Origin of the sequence: Haloferula sp. (genome assembly GCF_049672945.1) — a bacterium.
GTDB lineage: Bacteria > Verrucomicrobiota > Verrucomicrobiia > Verrucomicrobiales > Akkermansiaceae > Haloferula.
In genome coordinates this window covers 1-19,603 of the sequence record NZ_JBATWY010000113.1, presented here as the reverse complement: position 1 = coordinate 19,603, position 19,603 = coordinate 1, and the positions used below count along the sequence as shown (strand labels likewise).

General features: G+C 58.3%; 15 protein-coding genes. 3 read left to right on the top strand and 12 right to left on the bottom strand.

The window, feature by feature from the left end; all coding sequences use genetic code 11:
• Positions 1–331 precede the first annotated feature (331 nt).
• The 10 genes from aqpZ to WBG04_RS10020 form a co-directional block, all read right to left on the bottom strand.
• Entirely contained in the window at positions 332–1,051 is a 720-nt protein-coding gene (gene aqpZ / locus WBG04_RS10065) for an aquaporin Z (RefSeq protein WP_424314286.1), read from the bottom strand.
• A 285-nt stretch (positions 1,052–1,336) separates the two neighbouring features.
• Positions 1,337–1,522, bottom strand: a complete 186-nt coding sequence (locus tag WBG04_RS10060) for a hypothetical protein (protein ID WP_424314285.1) — start codon at positions 1,520–1,522, stop codon at positions 1,337–1,339.
• Positions 1,523–1,553: 31 nt separating this feature from the next.
• Complete coding sequence (locus tag WBG04_RS10055; RefSeq protein ID WP_424314284.1) at positions 1,554–2,492, bottom strand: SphA family protein; 939 nt, start codon at positions 2,490–2,492, stop codon at positions 1,554–1,556.
• 214 nt (positions 2,493–2,706) lie between these two features.
• Positions 2,707–4,257 carry an arylsulfatase gene (locus WBG04_RS10050; protein ID WP_424314283.1) on the bottom strand — a complete coding sequence of 517 codons (1,551 nt, stop codon included), beginning with the start codon at positions 4,255–4,257 and terminating at the stop codon, positions 2,707–2,709.
• 9 nt (positions 4,258–4,266) lie between these two features.
• Positions 4,267–6,612: a sulfatase-like hydrolase/transferase gene (locus WBG04_RS10045; protein WP_424314282.1), complete on the bottom strand. Its 2,346-nt coding sequence runs from the start codon at positions 6,610–6,612 to the stop codon at positions 4,267–4,269.
• Positions 6,613–6,673: 61 nt separating this feature from the next.
• Positions 6,674–8,107: a DUF1254 domain-containing protein gene (locus WBG04_RS10040; RefSeq protein ID WP_424314281.1), complete on the bottom strand. Its 1,434-nt coding sequence runs from the start codon at positions 8,105–8,107 to the stop codon at positions 6,674–6,676.
• A 39-nt stretch (positions 8,108–8,146) separates the two neighbouring features.
• Positions 8,147–9,712: an arylsulfatase gene (locus WBG04_RS10035; protein ID WP_424314280.1), complete on the bottom strand. Its 1,566-nt coding sequence runs from the start codon at positions 9,710–9,712 to the stop codon at positions 8,147–8,149.
• Positions 9,713–9,743: 31 nt separating this feature from the next.
• Positions 9,744–10,697, bottom strand: coding sequence for a SphA family protein (locus tag WBG04_RS10030; protein ID WP_424314279.1), 954 nt, complete (start codon positions 10,695–10,697; stop codon positions 9,744–9,746).
• Entirely contained in the window at positions 10,694–13,030 is a 2,337-nt protein-coding gene (locus WBG04_RS10025; protein ID WP_424314278.1) for a sulfatase-like hydrolase/transferase, read from the bottom strand. Before WBG04_RS10025 ends, WBG04_RS10030 begins: the two co-directional genes overlap by 4 nt.
• A 63-nt stretch (positions 13,031–13,093) precedes the next feature.
• Entirely contained in the window at positions 13,094–14,638 is a 1,545-nt protein-coding gene (locus WBG04_RS10020; protein WP_424314277.1) for an arylsulfatase, read from the bottom strand.
• 197 nt (positions 14,639–14,835) lie between these two features.
• Here WBG04_RS10020 and WBG04_RS10015 point away from each other — a divergent pair, with 197 nt between their 5' ends.
• From WBG04_RS10015 to WBG04_RS10005, 3 genes are all read left to right on the top strand, one after another.
• Positions 14,836–15,726, top strand: coding sequence for a LysR substrate-binding domain-containing protein (locus WBG04_RS10015; RefSeq protein WP_424314276.1), 891 nt, complete (start codon positions 14,836–14,838; stop codon positions 15,724–15,726).
• Positions 15,727–16,516: 790 nt separating this feature from the next.
• A complete protein-coding gene (locus WBG04_RS10010; protein ID WP_424314275.1) occupies positions 16,517–17,377 on the top strand; it encodes a YihY/virulence factor BrkB family protein in 861 nt (286 codons plus the stop codon).
• A 69-nt stretch (positions 17,378–17,446) separates the two neighbouring features.
• On the top strand, positions 17,447–18,535 hold the full coding sequence (locus WBG04_RS10005) for an AI-2E family transporter (protein WP_424314274.1): 1,089 nt from the start codon (positions 17,447–17,449) through the stop codon (positions 18,533–18,535).
• Between the two features lie 40 nt (positions 18,536–18,575).
• Here WBG04_RS10005 and WBG04_RS10000 read toward each other — a convergent pair whose 3' ends face one another.
• Complete coding sequence (locus WBG04_RS10000; RefSeq protein WP_424314273.1) at positions 18,576–18,929, bottom strand: STAS/SEC14 domain-containing protein; 354 nt, start codon at positions 18,927–18,929, stop codon at positions 18,576–18,578.
• A 281-nt stretch (positions 18,930–19,210) separates the two neighbouring features.
• The coding region (locus WBG04_RS09995) for a hypothetical protein (protein WP_424314272.1) at positions 19,211–19,603 on the bottom strand (393 nt) is incomplete at its 5' end.

Here is a 19,603-nt window from a genome sequence, read left to right as displayed (position 1 = left end):
GTCTTCGGGGTGATGGTCTTGAAGCCCGCGTTGATCGCGACGCTTTCATCAATCTGGGCATTGCTGGTGGCGCAACTCGAAAGAGAGGCTCCGATGGCGACGACGGCGAGGAGGCTGATGGCGGCTTTGATGAATTTCATGTGTTCTCGTGATGATTCGCGTCTTGTCTAGGGTCCCAAGGCAAAGCCGGGAAGGCCGAAATTTCAGCGGGTGGATTCGGGCGATCAGACTGGGAAAAAAACCGGACCAGGATGGATCGGATCAATAGGATGAAGGCCTCCGCTCGCCTCCGCAGGTTGCGGGATGGCGAGCAGAGGTGATGAATGGGCGGCTATTTGTCGTCCTTTCCTGCGAAGAGAGGATAGACGATGCCTGCAAGGGCTCCGCCGACGATCGGTGCCAGCCAGAAAAGCCACAGTTGTGAGATGGCCCAGCCACCGACGAACACGGCGGGGCCGGTGCTGCGGGCAGGGTTGACCGAGAGGTTGGTGACGGGGATGCCGATCAAGTGAATGAGAGTAAGTCCCAGGCCGATGGCGATCGGCGCGAGGCCGGCGGGGGCGCGCTTGTCCGTCGCTCCGAGGATGATGAGCAGGAAGAAGAAGGTCAGGACGATCTCAGCCACCAAGCAGGCGAGCATGGTATAACCCCCTGGCGAGTGCTCGCCGAAGCCGTTTGAGGCGAAGCCCCCGGCGAAGTCAAAGCCCTCTTTCCCACTGGCGATGATCGCAAGCACACCGGCACCGGCGATGCCTCCCACGACTTGGGCGGCAATGTAGGGACCGACTTCCGACCAAGGATGTCTACCGCCGACGGCAAGGCCGATGGAGACGGCGGGGTTCAGGTGACATCCTGAAATGTGGCCGATGGCGTAGGCCATGGTCAGGACCGTGAGTCCAAAGGCGAGAGCGACGCCGACGAAGCCGATACCGAGGTGGATCGGGTTGCCGTCGATCTGGGTGAGGAATCCCGCTGATAGAACGGCGCTACCGCAACCGCCAAAGACGAGCCAGAAGGTGCCGAAGAACTCGGCGACTAGTTTGTTTTTCATGATGTTTTCAGTTTGATGGGGGGATGAAGCTGACGGTTCGTGGAATCGTCAGCCACGATTAATTACGCTGCGATACTTTTTGGGAGATCATTCTTCGGGTGCCAACCTTCTTATTCGAGATTTTGAATTTTTGGAGCGAAGGTGAGGGTTCGTTGAAAGTTTGTCGTGGTTAATAGATGAGGTCGTCGGACTGCAAGTTGGCTGTTAGAGCGCTTGGATGAACGGCTCTCGTCGGATTGGTGAGTTTCCTTCGGTGGTGGGACCTGTCAGGTGGGCCTAGCGTGGTCAGAGCTGACCCTCGATCGGCAGGAGGCTGATGATGGCGGCCTTTATGCGGGTGAAGCCGGTGGAGACGTGTTGTTTGAGGGCGGCTGAGGACGTTCTCGGATAGTCGGTGGGGAGGCTGGTGCAGCTATTGACCAGACAGATGAAGGCCGGAAGACCGAATTTGACGACGGCCTGATGAGTCATGGCTTTGGAACAGGCTTCGGGAAGAGGGTAATCAGAACTGGTAGATGAGCTTCAGCCAGAAGTAGTCGCCTTCGAGACGGTTTTGGGTATCGAACTCGGGAAGCCAGCGGGCCTCGGCGACAAAGGTATTTTCGCCAACAGGGAGGACGTAGCTGATGACGGGGCCAATGCCCGAGGTGCGGCCTTCGAAATCTCCGAGTCTTGCGCCGCTGCCGCTGTCCCCGGTGATCTGGTCGTAGTAGAAGGCGTTGAATCCGATGCCGAGGAAACCGGGCCCGACGGGCAGGAGTTGTTGAACGCTCAGCTCGGTGTGCCAGACGGTGCCGCTCTGGTAGTTGGTGTCGTTGTTCTCGGTGTTGATCGCGAAGCCGGTGTGCAGGGCGGCGTTGAGGCCGTTGGTGGCACCGTTGTAGGAGATGCCGATGGTGGGGTCGAAGGTCCAGTAGTTGCGGCCGGTATTGGCGAGACGGCCGACCTCGTAATTGCCGGTCGGGGCGTAGATGGGAAGCGCGGCGTTGTACTGCCAGTCTCCGCATTTCCAGCCCATGAGTAAGGGGATGAGTGTGATGTCGCCGAGGCCGTCATCGCTATCGCTGATGGCGCGGGCGAGCGGGCCGACGCCGACAGTTGCGGTGGCGTCCATCCAGACGTAGGGAAGAAAACCTCCAACGCTGTACCAGGCCCCGGCGACTTGATCATCGAAGGTGTAGAAGCCGCCGAGCAGTGCGGCATCGCTGGTGGCATCGAGATTGGCGGCAAGCAGGCCGCCGATGGGCAGGTTGCGGGAGGCACTGGCGCTGCCTTCGTAGCGAAGATAGACGCTTTCAATGACCCAGCCGGGTTTGGTGGGTGGCAGGTCGATGAGGGTGGCCATTGAGCCGGGCACATAGTGGCCCGCGCCGCCTTCTTCGGCGTGGAGGCTCGTTAATAGGATGGTCCCGAGGATGGTGAGAGTTCGTGTGACATGCATGGTTGGATTGGGTTGGTAATTTAGCGACCGCCCATGGACTCGGCGATCTTCTTGTGGATATGGTCGAGCTTTAAGAGCAGCGGCACGCGCAGTTCGGTGAAAGGCTCACGCCCGATCTCGAAGGCTTGGCCGCAGTTTTCATGGGTCTCGGTGGTTCAAAGAAAAAAGACCGGGTTCCGGCGGTTCGCCAGTCACCCGGTCTTTGAAATCACAGTTACTGTTTTCCGGACATCAACGACTTCATCAACTCGCTGAAGTCGAAGGTCGCGGCTTTCTGGGCCGGAGGAAATTCGGTGAGCGACTCGATGTGCTCGCCGAGTATTTCCTGCACCGGTTCGTTGAGCCACTGCTTGGCCTGGACGATGTCGGAGCGGTCGGTGACACCGTCAAAGCTTTCGAAGGGATCCATGCGGAGGTTGAAGATCACGGGGAATTTCTGTTTCACGTAGGGATCGTAGTAATTCTCGCTGGTCTCGAAGTTCAGCTTCCACTGCTGATAGCGGATCGCCCGAACGGTGGACTCGTGGTAGTAGATAAAGTTGTCGCGGGCGCTTTCCTCGGTCTTGCCGAGCCAGTAATCGAGGTTGTTGACGCCATCGATGTATTGCTTGCGCTCGGTGCGCATCTTCTCCGCGACCTCGGGTTCGCCCGCAGCGGCAGCGAGGGTGGTGAAGATGTCCATGTGTGACTGGATTCCGCTGAGCACCTTGCCTGCGGGAATGTGACCGGGCCAGCGCACCATCATCGGGACGCGCACACCGCCTTCATAAGTGGTCATTTTTTCACCGCGGAAGGGTGTGGTGCCACCGTGGAGGCGGGCGCTGTGCTCGGGGCCGTTGTCGGTGGTGTATACGACAATCGTATTGTCCAAGACACCCATGGCTTTCATGTCATCTAGCAGCTTTCCGATTTGCATGTCGTGCTCGATCAATCCGCTGCCGTAGAAATCATGCTCGGTGGTGTAGGGCTGGGCAAGGTAGCGGTGCTCGTCTTTAAGCCGGGTGTACATGTGCATGCGGCAGGTGTTGAGCCAGACGAAGAACGGCTTGTCGGCTTCCTTGGCGCGCTTCATGAAGTCGAGGCTGGAAGCCATGAAGGTCTCGTCCATCGTCTTCATCCGCTCGCGCCCGAGTTGTCCGGTGTCTTCGATCTTCTGTTTGCCGACTTTCCCAAAGCGGGGATCGACGGTCGGGTCATCCACATCGGTGGCGAAGCTATGTAGCACGCCGCGGGTGCCGTATTTCTTGAAGAATTCCGGATCCTTCGGATAGTCCACCTGCTCGAATTCCTCCTGGGTGTTGAGGTGATAGAGGTTGCCGAAAAATTCGTCGAATCCATGCACGGTGGGCAGGTGTTCGTTGCGGTCGCCGAGGTGGTTCTTGCCGAACTGTCCGGTGGCGTAGCCCAAGGGCTTGAGCACTTCCGCCAGAGTTGGAGATTCCGGCTTCAGGCCGAGCGCCGCGCCGGGCCGGCCGACCGTGGTCATGCCGGAGCGGATGGGATACTGTCCGGTGATGAAGGCGGCGCGACCAGCGGTGCAGGACGGCTGGGCGTAATGATCGGTGAACATGGCACCCTCGCGGGCGATACGGTCGATATTGGGCGTCCGGTAGCCCATGGTGCCGTGGCCATAGGCACTGACATTTTGCCAACCGACATCATCTGGAAAGATGACGAGGATGTTGGGCTTTTTGTTCGCTGCATGGGCAGACGCCAGTGCGAGAACGCCGCCGAGGACGGCGAGGAGTGAGTATTTGGCTTTCATGTTGTTAGATTATTTTAGTTCGATGCGCACTTCTTCGATGGTGCCGGTGAAGGCGAAGGGACGTTTCTCAAGATAATCAAGGGAAACGGTGGAGCCGAGGTCGACTCCGACATCGAAGGTCTCGCTGGCAGTGAAGGCAAGGGGGACGGTGCGTTTCAGTTCGGTGGTGGCGACTTGATTTCCGTCGACACTGACGGTCACGGTTCCGGGTGCGCCCGGTTTTGGAATCGTGGTGATGACTTCGATGGTGTGCTTGCCAGCGCTGAGCGGTTCTTTGCTTTTGGCGACGTACTGCTCGATGATCATCATGTTGTAGCGGTAGATGAGGTGGCCGTCCTCCATGTAGAGGGCGAGGCCACCGCTGGCTCCACCGAGGGCGTAGAGGACGCCGTTCGAGTTTGCCTTGGTCTCGAGTTCAATGACGACCTTGTTGCTCTGCTTGCCGAGCCCTGGTGCGGTGAACTCTGGCATGCGGCGGGTATTGGCATTGAAGTTCCAACTGGTGTAGCTGGTTTTGTGAAGATCCTTCGGGTGGAGACGCAACCAGATGCCGGCTCCAATGGGGAAGGCCTTGTTCTCTTCTGCGACAGTGAGGAACCGCTCCCTCAGTTCCTTGAGCTTCTCCGGGTGTGTTGATGAAATGTCGGTGGCCTGCGAGAAGTCGTCGTCCAGTTTGTAGAGTTGCCAGACGTCTTTGGCGGAATCCCATTCGGAAAGGCCCTTCTGGGCGTTGAGCCAAGGGATGAGTGGACCGAAGGTGCTGGCGTACCAGCCGTCTTGGTAGAAGCCACTGCTGCCGTTATTGTCGAAGAACTGTTCTTTCTTGGCATTTGGTGCATCAGCATTTTCGAAGGTGTAGGCGAGGCTTGTGCCATCGATGGGAACCTGTCCGAGTCCGTTGACTTCTTTCGGAGGGGTGATGTCAAGGATCTCGTAGAGGGTTGGTGCGATGTCGACGACGTGGGTAAACTGCGAGCGCATCTTCTTGTCGGCTTTGATTCCCTTTGGCCATGAGATGACGAGAGGGTTACGAGTGCCACCGAAATCGGAAGCGATGAGCTTGGTGCTTTTGAAGGGTGTGGAGCCAGCCCATGCCCAACCGGCATGATACATGTTATCAACCTTCGGTGAGCCAAGGGTGGAAAGGCCTCCGAGTTCGTTCAGTTTGGCGATCTGTTGATCGATGGTGTTGGGAATCTGGTTCTGGGCGAGGAGCTCCGAAATGGATCCCTGTTGGCCCTCGGCGCTGGAGCCGTTGTCTCCGAAGATATAGAAGATGATGGTATTGTCGCGCAGGCCGCGCTTTTCAAGACCTGCGACGAGTTCTCCGACCTGATGATCGGTGTGTTCCACGAAACCAGCGAAGACTTCCATCAAGCGGGTTTGGAACGCGCGCTGCTCCTGTGGGATGCTCTCCCAGGATGGCATGGTTTCGTGGCGTGGGGTCAGCTTGGTGTCGGGAGGAATGATTCCCATTTCAAGTTGGCGTTTGAAGGTGCGTTCGCGGTAAGCGTCCCAGCCGCCATCGAACTTGCCTTTGTATTTGTCGGCCCATTCGGGGAAGACGTGGTGCGGACCGTGGACGGCTCCCGGTGCCCAGTACATGAGGAAGGGTTTGTCCGGGGAGAAGGACTGGTGCTCATCGATCCACTTGAGCGCCTTGTCCTTCATGTCGACTGTGAGGTGGTAGGTCGGGTCGTCGTGGGGTGGCTCGACGAAGTTGTAGTTCTCCACGAGGCGTGGTTCCCACTGGGAGGTTTCACCGGCGAGAAAGCCGTAAAAGTATTCGAATCCGTAGCCGTTCGGCCAGCGGTCCTTGGGGCCCATCGCGGTGGTTTCGGTGGCGGGAGTGTTGTGCCATTTTCCAAACGCTGAAGTATGGTAACCGTAGTGCTTCAGGACCTCGGCCATGGTGGCGGCTTCCTTTGGGATAATGCCAGTGTAGCCATCGAAGGCAACGGCGCGTTCTGCGATCGTCCCTGAACCTACACGGGTGTGATTGCGCCCGGTAAGGAGAGAGGCGCGGGTTGGTGAACAAATGGCGACGGTGTGGAAGGCGTTATAGCGAATGCCTTCGTCGGCAAGCTTGCTGAGAGTGGGCGTGTGGACTTCGCCACCGAAGGTGTCGGCCACGCCAAAGCCGACGTCATCCAGAAGGATGACGAGAATGTTGGGAGCGTTGTCGGGAAGTCGCTTGGGCGCATCTGGCCATTTCATGGTGGAGTCCTGCAGTCGCTGCTTGGTGACTCCGGCCATGGGCTCGGGCGGGAAGGGAAGGACAGAACCGTCGTTGGGAGTATCGGCAAAGGCGTTTCCAGTGAGCGCGAATGCTGTGAGGAGAAGAAGTGGTTTCATATGAGTAAGTAGTCTAAGAGTGAATTCTCGTCTGGGGATGGAATGAAGTCGTCATGGGATGCTACTTGGAAAGGGTGACGGCGGGCGGTGCCCAGGTGCCCTTTGCCAAGCTTTCGTCTGGCACGTAGAGCCGTAGGTCCAGATAGAAGCCCTCTTTCGGGGATGGAAGCCAGTTGGCTTTAGCGTTAGGATCGGTCGGAGCCGTATGCTGGAGATAAAGGGTGAGGGAACCATCGGGGTTTTCGGTGAGACCTGGAGTTCGGTCGCCGATGGAGTACCGCTTGATCGGATTCTCGACAAAAGAACCGTCGGCGAGGTTATACATCGACAAAGACCAGAAAGCCGCGACGGGCGGGGTTTTGCCTTTCTCGAAGTGAAGGGTATAATTCTTCGTTCCGCTGAAGACCTCGCCTTGGTCATCCCTGCGAGCGTCCATGTAGATGGCTTCTTCTGGAGCATTGCCGCCGGTGAACCATTTGGCGAATGCGGCACGGAAGAGGTAGTCGGTGCCCATGACGCCTGATTTGGGGCTCCATCGCCAGCCATTGACCATGAGGCCTGTGGTCTGGGCATTGATGTCCATCAGGTGAAGCGCGAATTGCGCTCCCTTGGCTAATCCTGAGATCTGGGCCGGACTGAGCGACTCGTAATCAAAAGTCGTGCCATGATCAGTGAATCCGATCTCGGTGAGGCTGGCGAAAACCACGGCATCTTGTTCGGGCTTGGCAGGGGTGAATTTGAGAGTGCGGGCAAGTTTGTAGTAGAGTTCGAGTCCTTCGGGGAGATCGGCAGGAATCTCGATGGCGACGCGTTGTTTGGAAAATTCCAGATCCGGAGCGACAGGCTTTGAGGATTTGCCAAACTGACTAAGGGGCGTAAGCCGCAGTCCGTCTTGAACGGCGCGGGCGTTCTCAAGATCGCTGGGGCCATCGACTCCGGTACGGCACCAGAAGACGAATCCATTGTATGGCGAATCGATGCGTTTAGCGCCATCGGGCAGGGTTCCTTTCCAAGAGGGACCGCAAATGGCGTAGCTGCCAGGTTCCCGCCCCGTACTCCGACTTCCGATGTAATTGAAAGTGTCTCCGTTAGGATCCCAGAGTTGAATGCCGTAGTAGCGGTCGCCAGGGACTGCTGGGACAGTGATTACTAGAGGTTCTCGGCTGATGTCACAGAAGGCCTGTGAATAGAGAGTATCGTTGTTCGGAGTGGCGATCTGTTTGTATTCCGGACCACGGAGGTTACGGACATGGCCGAGTTGATTTACCGCAGTCTGGGGGTTGCCCTTTTCCACGATGCCGGGAAGCGTGCGCCCTTGCATGAGGTCCTCGAATAGGATGGTGGGATAGGCCCAGATGATCGCATTGCTCCCGAGGAAAAATGCTTCGGCTTCTTTGCCATCCAGCTTCGAGAGATCGGGGGCTGGAGTTTGCTTATCGCCGGCGTGGACAGAGGTTGCAGCTGCGAAGGCGAGAAGGGGAATCAGTTTAGTCATGGAACTGAGGCTGTCTTAGTAGATGAAGGAGAAATGGGTTTACATGCCAAGGCCGACGTCTTTCGGCGGGAACTTTTTGAAGGTCGCACCGTGCTTCTTGAGTTGGGCACCGAGGGTGGCGAGCCAGGCGTTGCGGCGGTGGCCGACGGGCATGGCCTCCTTGGGGTCGATGTAAAGGTTGAAGAGCCAGGGTGCGAGGCCCACATCGTTGATCGTGGAGTAGTCGATATTCATGTGAGGTGCCTGGGGAAGGATGACCTTCACGTGAAGCTTATACTCCTTCATGCGCACGGCCGTCAGGGTGGTACCCCACCAGAAGTAGACGGACTCGCGGGCGGACTGGCCTTCGTCGTGGAGGAGGAAGGAGGTGTTGTCGATGAAGTCGTAGTATTTGTCCTTGGGCAGTTTGTCTTGGCTGACCTCGGCCAGGTTCAAGGCGACACCGAAGAGGTCCATCAGGTCGAAAAGATCGTCACTCTGGCGGCCGGGGGCGATCATACCGGGCCAGTAGGCGATGCCGGGGATGCGTGGGCCACCTTCGAAGGTGGTGCCTTTTCCGCCTCGGAAAGGAGTGTATCCTCCGTCCGGCCAGCTATCCATCTGGGGGCCGTTGTCGGAGGTGAAGAAGACGAGGGTGTTTTCGAGGATACCAGCTTCCTCGAGTGCTTTGATAAATTCGCCGGTGTGAAGATCCACTTCGGCGACACCTTCTTTGTAGTAATACTTTGAAGCGCTGAGGGAACCTAGGTCGGGGTTGGGGAAGTTGTCGGCATGGACCTTCATGAAGCAGTGCTCGATGAAGAAGGGCTTGTCGCTAGCAGCGAGTTCCTTGATGCGCTTGATCGTGAAGTCGGCGAGGACCTTGTCGGCACGGCCCATGTCTTCGGTCGATTTCACCTGGGCGAGCTGCGTTGTTTCGCCGCCTTTGAAGCCATGGGTGAGATGATTGGCAGGGGCAATTTCAGAGAATGAGGCGAGGCGTTCGGGATTATTGACCAAGTCGGGGTAGCGACGCCCATCGACGCCCTGGGAGATTTCCTTTTGCGCTGGATAGTAGCCGTAGAACTCATCGAAACCGACATCATGGGGGCGCATGCCTTCGGCTTCACCGATGTGCCACTTTCCGGTGAGTAGGGTGTTATAGCCTGCCTCGCGGAGGAGTGTGGGCAGGCTGAGTTCATCAGCCCATGGGTTTTTGGTAATCTTGTCGCCAGCGAGGATCGGCCGAGTGAGGCCGGTGCGAACGGGAAGGCGTCCGGTGAGAATCGCCGAGCGAGTGGGCGTGCAAGTGTGCTGTGAGTAGGCTGAGGTTAGCTTCAGTCCTTCCGCTGCCAGTTTGTCGATGTTGGGCGTCGCGGCACCGATCGCGGCACCTCCTCCGTAGCAACCGGGATCGCCATAGCCCATGTCATCGACGATGATCCACAAAATGTTCGGTTTCTTTCCGGTTTTCTGTTTTAGGGCGGCGAGTTTTTCCGCGACGGCTTTGTCCTGTTCGAGGCGCGGGATGGCGGCTTCAAAGTTTTCCTGCGTTTTGACCGAGCGGTCGAAGGGTGCTGCATTTGCAAGGCCGCAGAGTGCTAGGGCAATAATGAAATGTTTCATGGCTAGTGTCTGATTTTGAAAATTGGGGTGACTAAAATTTGCTGACGAGTTTGAACCAGATGAAGTCGCCTTCGGGGCGATCTTTGGTGTTGAATTCGTGGAGCCACTTGAGTTCTGCGATGATGTCCACGTCCGCAATCTTTGAAACAAAGGAAAGGACTGGACCGATGCCGGTGGTGCGGGCTTTGAAGTCACCAAAGGTGGCGCCTGCGCCGCTGTCACTACCGACTTGTTCATACCAGTAGCCGTTGACACCGATACCGATGAGTCCGCCCCAAAGAGGCAGGTGCTGGGCGAGGGTGCCGTCGATGTGGAGTTGAGTGCCTGTCTGATAATCGGTTTCCGAATTCTCAAAGTTGAAGTCGCCACCGAAGAAGACAGAGGCCTCGCGTCCGTTTTTCTGGCCGAAATACATGAAGCCTACAGTGGGCTCAATGGTCCAGTAGTTCTTGCCTGTGTTGGCGAGGCGACCGACCTCGTATTTTCCCGTGGGAGCGTAAACGCCGAGGCGGTAGTTGATGTTGAAATCCGGGCTGATGTTCTGGTTGAGCATCACGGGCATCAGGACGATATCGCCGATACCTGAAATACTATCCGACCGGCGCACGGTGCCGAGCGGAGTAATGACGTTGGCGCTGACATCGAGATCGACGTAGGGAATGGTCGCGCTCATGGCGTAGGACCAGCGGTCGTTGATACTACCCCAGGAAGGTCGCCAAAGAAGGGTTAGACCATTCGCGTAGCTGGTAATGTCGGCACCTGCGGTTAGGAGACCGGCGATAGGCAGGGTGCGGTTAGCTTCGACCTCGGCATCCCATAGCAGAAAGTTGTAGCGGGCGATGAAAGTTTCCTCTGTGGGGACGCCATCTACAAAGGATGACATCGAACCTGGCATGTAGTGGCCGGAGCCGCCTTCTTCGGCGGTGGCTAGCATCGGAGCGAATGCGAGCAAAGCGAGATACTTGGATTTTATGATTTGATTCATTTTAGTTCAATACGCACTTCCTCGATGGTGCCGGTGAAGGCGAAGGGTGGTTTGTAGGTGTTGGAAACGGGTGAGCCGGTGTCCATGCCGACGCCGAAGGTGTCGATGCCGAAGCGACCGGGGACAGTTTTCTCGATGCGCGCCTCGCCGACTTTCTTGTCGTTGATGAAAAGAGTGCCGGTGCCACTTTTGCCGAGTTCGCTGGCGGCACCGTCGTAGGCGAAGTCGAAGCGGACGGTGGACTTGCCGGCGGGAACCGGTTCGCTGGAGGTGATGACGGTGCGGGTTTCGTCGAACCAGTTGAAGTGATAGACGAGCTTGCCGTCCTGCACATGGAGCGAGTAACCGCCGCTGCTGCCACCGATCGCGACGAGCACGCCTTCACCGCCTTTTTCCGGCATGGTGATGTCGGCTTCGATGGTGTGGGAGCGGTTTTTGGTGTTCGCGGCGGCGGTTTCGGCGAGGCGCACGGCACCGGCGTAGTAGGTGAACTTGGTGCGTTTTGGGTCACTGCCGCCGGGCGAGGGTTTCGGAATGTAGATGCGCCCGGTGCCGCGGTCGTCGAGCGGATAGACTTGGTTCTTTTCGGCTTCCTCGTCGAAGAGCGCTTTCATTTCCGCGAGCTTGTCCGGCATTTCAGCGGCGAGGTCGTTGGCTTCGCTGAAGTCTTCGTCGATGTGGTAGAGTTCCCACTTGTCCTTGTCCCAATTCCCCGGGGCATAGTCCTGACGCCACGGGAAGGTGTGCTGGGCGCAGGCGATCCAGCCATTGTCGTAGATCGCGCGGTTGCTGAAGACCTCGAAGTATTGGCGCTGGCGCACGGGCTTGGCGTCGGCGCTGTCGAAGGTGGAGAGGAACGAAACGCCGTCGAGCGGCTTTTGTTCCACGCCGTCGACGGTCTTGGGTGTGGGAAGGTGCGCGGCTTCGAGAATGGTGGGCACCACGTCGATGAGATGGGTGAACTGGGTGCGGATGCCACCCTTGTCCTTGATGCGCGCGGGCCAGGTGACGATCATGGGATTGCGCGTGCCGCCGAGGTGGGAAGCCACCTGCTTGACCCACTGGAACGGCGCGTTGCCCGACCAGGCCCAACCGACGGGGTAGTGTGGCTCCGTGTCGGGACCACCGATCGAGTCGAGGTGCTTCAGGTTGTCCTCGAGCGGAGTTGGGAAACCGTTGAGGGCCTTGACTTCGTTGAGCGTGCCATCGGGTCCGCCTTCGGAACTCGCACCGTTGTCGCCGACGATGTAGATGATGATCGTGTTGTCGGCGTCGGGCAGTTGATTGACGGCGTCGATCAGGCGTCCGCACTCGTGATCGGTGAAGGCGAGGAAGCCCGCGAAGTTCTCAAACAGGCGCAGATAGAGTTTCTTCTGATCGGCGGAAAGTGTGTCCCAAGCGGGCACCCATTCCGGGCGCGGTGTGAGTTTCGTATCCGCTGGGATGATGCCGTTCTTGAGCTGCCGGGCGTAGGTTTCCTCGCGGACCTTCTCCCAGCCCTGATCGAACTGGCCCTTGAATTTGTGACTCCATTCCTTGGGCGCGTGATGCGGGGCGTGGGCCGCGCCGGGGGCGAAATACAGGAAGAATGGTTTCTGTGGGGCGACGGACTTGGAATATTTGATGTAGTTGATCGCCCGGTCGGTCATGTCGGTCATCAGGTGATAGCCTTCCTCCGGCGAGGTCTCCGGCTCGACGGCGCGGGTGTTCTCGAAAAGGACCGGATAATACTGGTGCGTCTCTCCACCGATGAAGCCGTAGAAATACTCGAAGCCCATGCCGGTCGGCCAGCGGTCGAAGGGCCCGGCCACGCTGCTTTCCCAGTCGGGCGTGTTGTGGTTTTTCCCGAACCATGAAGTCGCATAGCCGTTGCCTTTCAGCGTGGCTGCAATCGACGCGGTGGTTTTCGGGATCATGTTGTTGTAGCTCGGGAAACCGGTCGCCCACTCGGCAAGGAAGCCGGAGCCGGCGTTGTGGTGGTTGCGCCCGGTGATGAGGGCAGCGCGTGATGGGCCGCAGATAGCGGTGGTGTGAAAGCGGGTGTAGCGCAGGCCGTTCGCGGCCAGCTTGTCGAGGGCAGGTGTCGGGATCGGTCCACCGAAAGTGCCGGTCTGGCCGAAGCCCACGTCATCGAGCATGATCAGCAGCACGTTGGGCGCGCCTTCGGGTGGCGCGGGCAGCTTGGGCCATGCACCTTCGGAATCCTTGTAGGTCTCGCCGATCTTGCCTTCGAAGGCCGGTTCGGGGAGCGGGATGATGGTGCGGTCGGGTTCGGTGGCTCCGCTGGAGAGCGCGCTGACAATGGAGAAGAGGAATGTGGTAACGAGTTTCATGTGACGAGGTTTTGAAAATGAAAGCCGCCGCCCTTGCGGACGGCGGCCTAGTGGATTCGGCGGTTAGCGACCACCCATGGTGGATTCGATCTTCTTCTTGATACCTTCCAAGTTGAAGGATCCCGGGGATTGGCTGGGCGGGTATTCTTCCATGGACATCAGGAATCTTCCGGCGAGCCGCTGCATGGGGGCGAGGATGTAGACGCGGTCGAGGAACCAGTCGTTGTAGGTGTTCGAGTTGTGCTGGGCCTTTTCGTAGGGATCTCGACGCAGGTTGAAGAGCAGTGGAACGCGGAGCTCCACGAAGGGCTCGCGCCAGACCTCAAAGGCTTGACCGCGGTTTTCGAGAAACACGGCTTTCCAGTCCTCGTAGCGAATGGCGACGATGTTACCGTCATCATTCACATACATGAATTGCTGGCGGGCTGAATTTTCGGCCTTGCCCGCGATGTAGTCGAGCTGGTTGGCACCATCGAGGAAGTTCTTGTAAGGACGGCCGTTGAGTTCGACGCCCTTCTTCAACTGCTCGACGATTTCCGGATTGCCACCGGCGGCGGCAAAGGTGGGAAGCCAGTCTTCGTGGGAGACGATGCCGTTGCGCACTTCACCAGCGGGGAATTTTCCGGGCCACTTGATGAAGCAGGGAACGCGGTAAGCGCCTTCCCAGTTGGAATTCTTTTCGCTGCGGAATGGGGTGGTGGCGGCGTCTGGCCAGGTGTTGAAGTGAGGACCGTTGTCAGTGGAATACTGGACGATGGTATTGTCGGCGATGCCGAGCTCATCGAGCAGCTTGAGCAGTTCGCCGACGTGCATGTCGTGCTCGATCATGCCGTCGGTGTATTCGTCGTTGCCCTTATTGCGGTGCTCTTCCTTGACGTGGGTGCGGAAGTGCATGCGGGTGCCGTTCCACCAGCAGAAGAAGGGTTTGCCGGCCTTGTGCTGGCGGGTGATGAAGTCCTTGGCGGCGGCGAGGGTTTCCTCGTCGATGGTCTCCATGCGCTTCTTGGTGAGTGGACCGGTGTCCTCGATCTTGCCATCGGCGAATGAGTGAATGACGCCACGTGGACCGAAGGCTTCGCGGAAGGTGCGGCCATCGGGAAGGATCTTGTCGCCGGGATAGTCCTCATTCTCGGGCTCTTCCTCGGCATTGAGGTGGTAGAGGTTTCCGAGGAACTCGTCGAAGCCATGATTGGTCGGGAGATGCTCGTCGCGGTCGCCTTGGTGGTTCTTGCCGAATTGGCCGGTCATGTAGCCGAGACTTTTCATGACGGTTGCCATGGTCACATCGGTCTTCTGCCAGCCTTCGGGAGCACCGGGGATGCCGACCTTGGTCATGCCGGTGCGGATCGGGCATGAGCCGTTGATGAAGGCGGCGCGACCGGCGGTGCAGGACTGCTGTCCGTAGTAGTCGGTGAAAAAGACTCCTTCGTTGGCGATGCGGTCGATGTTTGGCGTCTGATAGCCCATCATACCACGGTTGTAGTAGCTGATGTTTCCAATGCCGATGTCGTCTCCCCAGATGACGAGGACGTTGGGTTTGTCGGCGGCTTGAGCTGCCGTGGTGATGAGGGCGCAACAGAGTGCGCCGAGCAGGTGTCGGTATTTCATGGCTGGTTTGATTGGTGAATCTTGATCGTTCCTTGCGGCTTAGGTCGTCCCTCGGCGTCCTGATCGTTCTCGTCCCCAGTGGTTGAGACGCTTGGTGTCGAGGGAGGAGGAAGGCGAAGAGTTGGAACGCTACGCAAACGCACGTAGCATCGGCAAGGAATATTGCTTTCTATGAAATCCATAGATAAAGCAAATGAATGTCGCGGTGGAATCTACAACGAATTAGTCATTTTTTGGAAGTCGCTAAGGCTGAGAGTCTGAGTCAGGCGGCGAGAAAGATCGGGATGAGCCAGCCGGCCTTGACGGCGAGCATTCGTAAGTTGGAAGGGGAACTGGGTTTCGAGCTTTTTGATCGAAAACGCGGATTCGAACTGACCGCGATGGGTCGACAATTCCATCCACGGGCGCGTGAGGCACTGGGGCGGATCGACGAGCTGGAACGGGATATGGCGCTGGTTCGCCGGGGGGATGGGGGGAGCGTCTCGATCGGCTGCGGGCCGGCACTTGCCGATGGGCGAGTGAGCCGTGCCTTGGCCAAGTTGTTGCGGAAGCGGCCGCATCTCGGGATGAACGTGATCGTCCAGCCCTTTCCCGATCTGCCGAAGCTCCTCGACGAGCAGAAGATCGACCTGGCGATCGGAAGCGGGTCCATTGCCGATGACTCCGAGGCGTATGAAGCGATCTCGCTAGGTGAGAGGGAGATCCACTACTTTTGCCGTAGTGGTCATCCTTTGGCGAAGAAGAAGCGGGTGACTCCGGAAGAGCTCTTCAGTTATCCGGCTGTTGGTCCTGCCATGCCACCCGAGATTCGGGCTTGGCTCCGCGAGCATCACCCGGAGCATGTGGCAGAAGATGCCCTCAGCTTGAGAAGCAATCACTACGCCTTGCTGAAGAACATCGTGAAAGGCACCGATGCGATCTCAGGCGCGGAGATCGAAGTGATCGACGAAGAGGTGGAGCGCGGTGAGTTGGTGACTTTGAAGACGACGGTAAGGCCGATGATTGCAGACGCCATCATCCTGAAACTCAAACGCCGCCAATTGACCCCGGCGGCAATGGAGTTGATCGGGATGCTGAAGGAAGCGTGATGCGTTTTTGGGGGCAGGGTTTGAACAGGAGGTAGGGGAGTGTGGGCGTCCCGCCCGCTTATCAACCGCAGCCGAGAGGGCGGGACGCCCACGCTCCCCTGCCCAGAGTCCGGCTTCACTCTTTGTCCGATCCAGCAGCAGAATTCGGCCCGAAGCATTTCAGAAAGAAAGAAGGATCGCGAGGGGTGCGTGGGAGGTCAGTTTTTTTACAGGAGGAAGGGGAGGTAGCGGAGGGGAATATGGAGACGGACTTTGTATGCCCGTTGTGCGGTGGGGAGATTGGCTAAGTGGCTTGGGTGGCCATGCGGAAGAATGATGGTCCTGGGGTGAGGCGAAAGGAGTTTTAAACTCCTTCTCCCTATTGCAGGGCCAGCTTCGTTAGCTTTGTGGCCTTCTGTGGGAAAACTACGGAGCCATGGGGTAGGTGCTGGGAATGACGGTGCTTTTTACACAATAACCTGCCAGGCAACCAGTAGGAGTATGTGCTGGAATGGCCGGAGTATCGATGGTTGCGGGCGTGTGGAAGATGAGCAAGGCGGGGCGGGTTTTGGGGGCGGACTGGCTCTGTTGATCGATGGGTCCAAGATCTTGCCTGCAGGATCTGACCCGGGGTGAAGCTAGGGAGAAGTCGCGACGGAGCCGGGTCGGAAAATCTGCTTCGGTCTGCGGTTTCCAAGCCAAGGTCGCTCCTGCCTGGGGCATCTGGTTGCCGGATTGCTGATGGTGATCGGTGGGTCGTGGCGTCGGTGGTCTCTTGCCGCCGACGGGGTGTCGAGTTATGGATTGCGGCATGATGAACCGATTCAAGGCCTGGGCCATGGCCTGGTGGAAGGGATGGTCGCACTACGAGTGTGCCGGTCTGTCCGCCGCCACGGCCTACTACGCGTCGGTCTCCATCATTCCCTTGATGCTGGTTCTGATGGCGGCCGCCGGTTGGTTCTTCTCCCTTGCTGACCATGGGCAGGATTCGAAGGAGCGCCTTCTTGAGTTCGTCTCGAATCAGATTTCTCCGACGTTCAGTGAAGCTCTCGGGAAATTGCTTTCCGACCTCGGGGACAACGCGTTGATGAGCGGACCATTGGCAGGTCTCGGTCTGGTCGTGAGTGCTTCGTTCGTATTTGCGCAGATCGATCGGGGCTTCGGGCGGATCTGGGACCTTGGAGATCGTGCTCAGCGGGCCGGCGTTCTGCGGGCTGCGGAGCGGGTCGCGCTGCTCCGTTTGCGTTCGCTGATGCTCGTCGGTCTCGCCTCGGCGACGGTCCTGCTGATTTTCGTGGCGGGACTGTTGATCCGTGGGGCCATGGAAATCATCAGCAAATACTGGCCGCAACTTGCTCATTTTTCCACCGAAGGTACGCTTCTGCTGGGTGTTCTGATCAATGTTTTCAACCTGTCGATCATCTATAAGGTTCTCTCAAAAGGACACGTCCGCCTGTGGCCCTGTGTGCAGGCCGCGATGATCGCGGCCGTCATCTGGGAGGTGGGGAGCCAGACACTGATCGCTCTCTCCTTTGGCAAACACTATGGAATCTATGGTCAGGTCGGGTCGATCCTGGTGGTGCTGGTATGGCTTCACTTCACGGCGATGGTGCTTTTCGCGGGTGCCATCATCGTAAGGAATGGCAGTGTCGAGAAACCTGTAATCCGATAGCCATGGCTCGCTCTTGTCGCAGAGTTGGGGGTTGATAGACGGTGGGTGGAGCAGTATAGCCTCGCGGTGATGAAGAAGTTGGGATTGGGCCGCGGGCAGACGGCTGAGGCGATGGAGGTGGTCATCCGCATGGTGGTCATCTGCGGATTGGTGGTCTGGGCGTGCTTCATCATTGCTCCCTTCATCAAGCCGATCTTGTGGGGTGCGATCCTGGCATCGGCACTCTATCCGGTTTTCAGCAAGATAGGTGACCGGGCGGGTGGGAGGCGGAAGTTGGTCGGGATTGCGTTCATCCTGGTTTCAATTCTGGTGTTGATCGTGCCGGCGGTGATGCTTGTCGGAGGATCCGTGGAAGGCGTGCAAAAACTCGTCGGGGAGTGGCATGCAGGGGATTTGAAGATTCCAGAGCCTCACGAGCGGATCAAAGAGTGGCCAATGATCGGCGAATGGTTGTATGAAGAATGGACCGATGCGGTGCACGATCCAGGTCATTTCCTGAGGGAGCTCATGCCCCACGTCAGTCCTTATGGAAGCAAGTTGTTTGGAATGGTTGCCACGGCGGGGGCCGACCTGATCGGCTTCACGGTCTCGCTGATTCTAGCCGGAATCTTCATGATCAACGGCCCGGCCTGTCACCGTTTGATGCAGGCCCTGGGATTGAGATTGGCGGGGGATTCGGGATTAGAGCTTGGAAAGCTCGTCACGGGAACGGTGCGTGGCGTGGCTCTGGGAGTGGTGGGAACGGCTCTGATTCAGGCCACATTGGCCGCGATTGGCATGGAGATGATCGGGATTTCCCTGACGGCCTTGTGGGCGTTTCTGGTCCTGATCCTAGCGGTGATCCAGCTTTCGCCGGCGATCATTCTTCTGCCGATTGCGATCTATGTTTTCTCTACCCATGGAGGGATGCCCGCCGTGCTGTTCGCGATCCTGTGCGTGGTGGTGAGCACGATTGATAATTTCATCAAACCCGTGCTGATGGGGCGGAATACCGACACGCCGATGGTGGTGATCATGGTCGGAGCGCTGGGCGGTCTGGTCCTGTCCGGGGTGATGGGGCTGTTTCTGGGCGCTGTGGTCGTGGCGCTCTGCTACCAACTGTTCCTGGCGTGGCTGTATGAAGGCCCCGGAATGGATGCGGGTCGGACGGACCCATGAACCAAAAGCGACGGGAGAGCTGAAGGGATCCTGACGATCGCTACTCGCCCAACCACTCCCAGGCGGCATCGACCTCGTGGGCGTCGAAATAGCGAATCTCGGCATGCGTGAATGGTTTGCAAACCTTGGCCATCCATTCTTCCCAGCGTGTCTCTCCGACCAGCGCGATGCGGTCGAGCTTTGTCGAATGATCCTTGGCGAAAAGGCTGTCGTCCCAGAGTGCCTCGAGATCCCAGCCTTTGAAGTCATGGAACCAGGCGAGGAGTCGGTCGGTGCCTCCGGCGATCGCTTCGTCAACGAGCGGCACGAAGGTCTTGTAGTCTTCGTCATGCAGGCGACCACTGAGTTTGAAGCCAATGGCCTTGTCGGTTGGGGAGGGGAGTTTTTCGATCATCGGTATCGTGGGTTGGGTTGTGAAGTCCCAGCAGGGAACTGAGATATCATTTGAGGTGGGATATCATCCAGGCGAGAGAATGCAACTTCCGTCTCGCTACACTTCCGTCTCGCTCGCGCGTCCGAGTCAATGGCTTCGAGGGTCGTATCTCGATGGGGGATTCTTCAGGAAACCGAAAACGGCCCCTTGTCCGGAGCTTGGGACAAGGGGCCGTGCCGTATAAATTCAAGCCGGATCAAATCGATCGGCGAATGGTTAAGCCAAAGGGGTCGCTGGCAAGATCAATACCAGCCGGTGGCGGCCCAGTCATCCCAGCCGTCCCATTCGTCCCAAGCCAGACCGGTGTCGGCGAGCGCCAGTGGACTGAGGGTGGCGTCGGTGACGGCCTCGCCGACCTGAAGGCTTTCATAGCGCGCGAGTTGTTTCGGTCCGCCGACGTAGGCTTCGGTCTTGGCGAGGTTTGGGATGAGGTAATACTGCTTTCCTTGGTGGGTGAATGGAGTGAGTTGATCCGTCGGGAGATTGGCCAGCATGGCCGTCTGGGCCGCGGTCTTCGGGGTGATGGTCTTGAAGCCCGCGTTGATCGCGACGCTTTCATCAATCTGGGCATTGCTGGTGGCGCAACTCGAAAGAGAGGCTCCGATGGCGACGACGGCGAGGAGGCTGATGGCGGC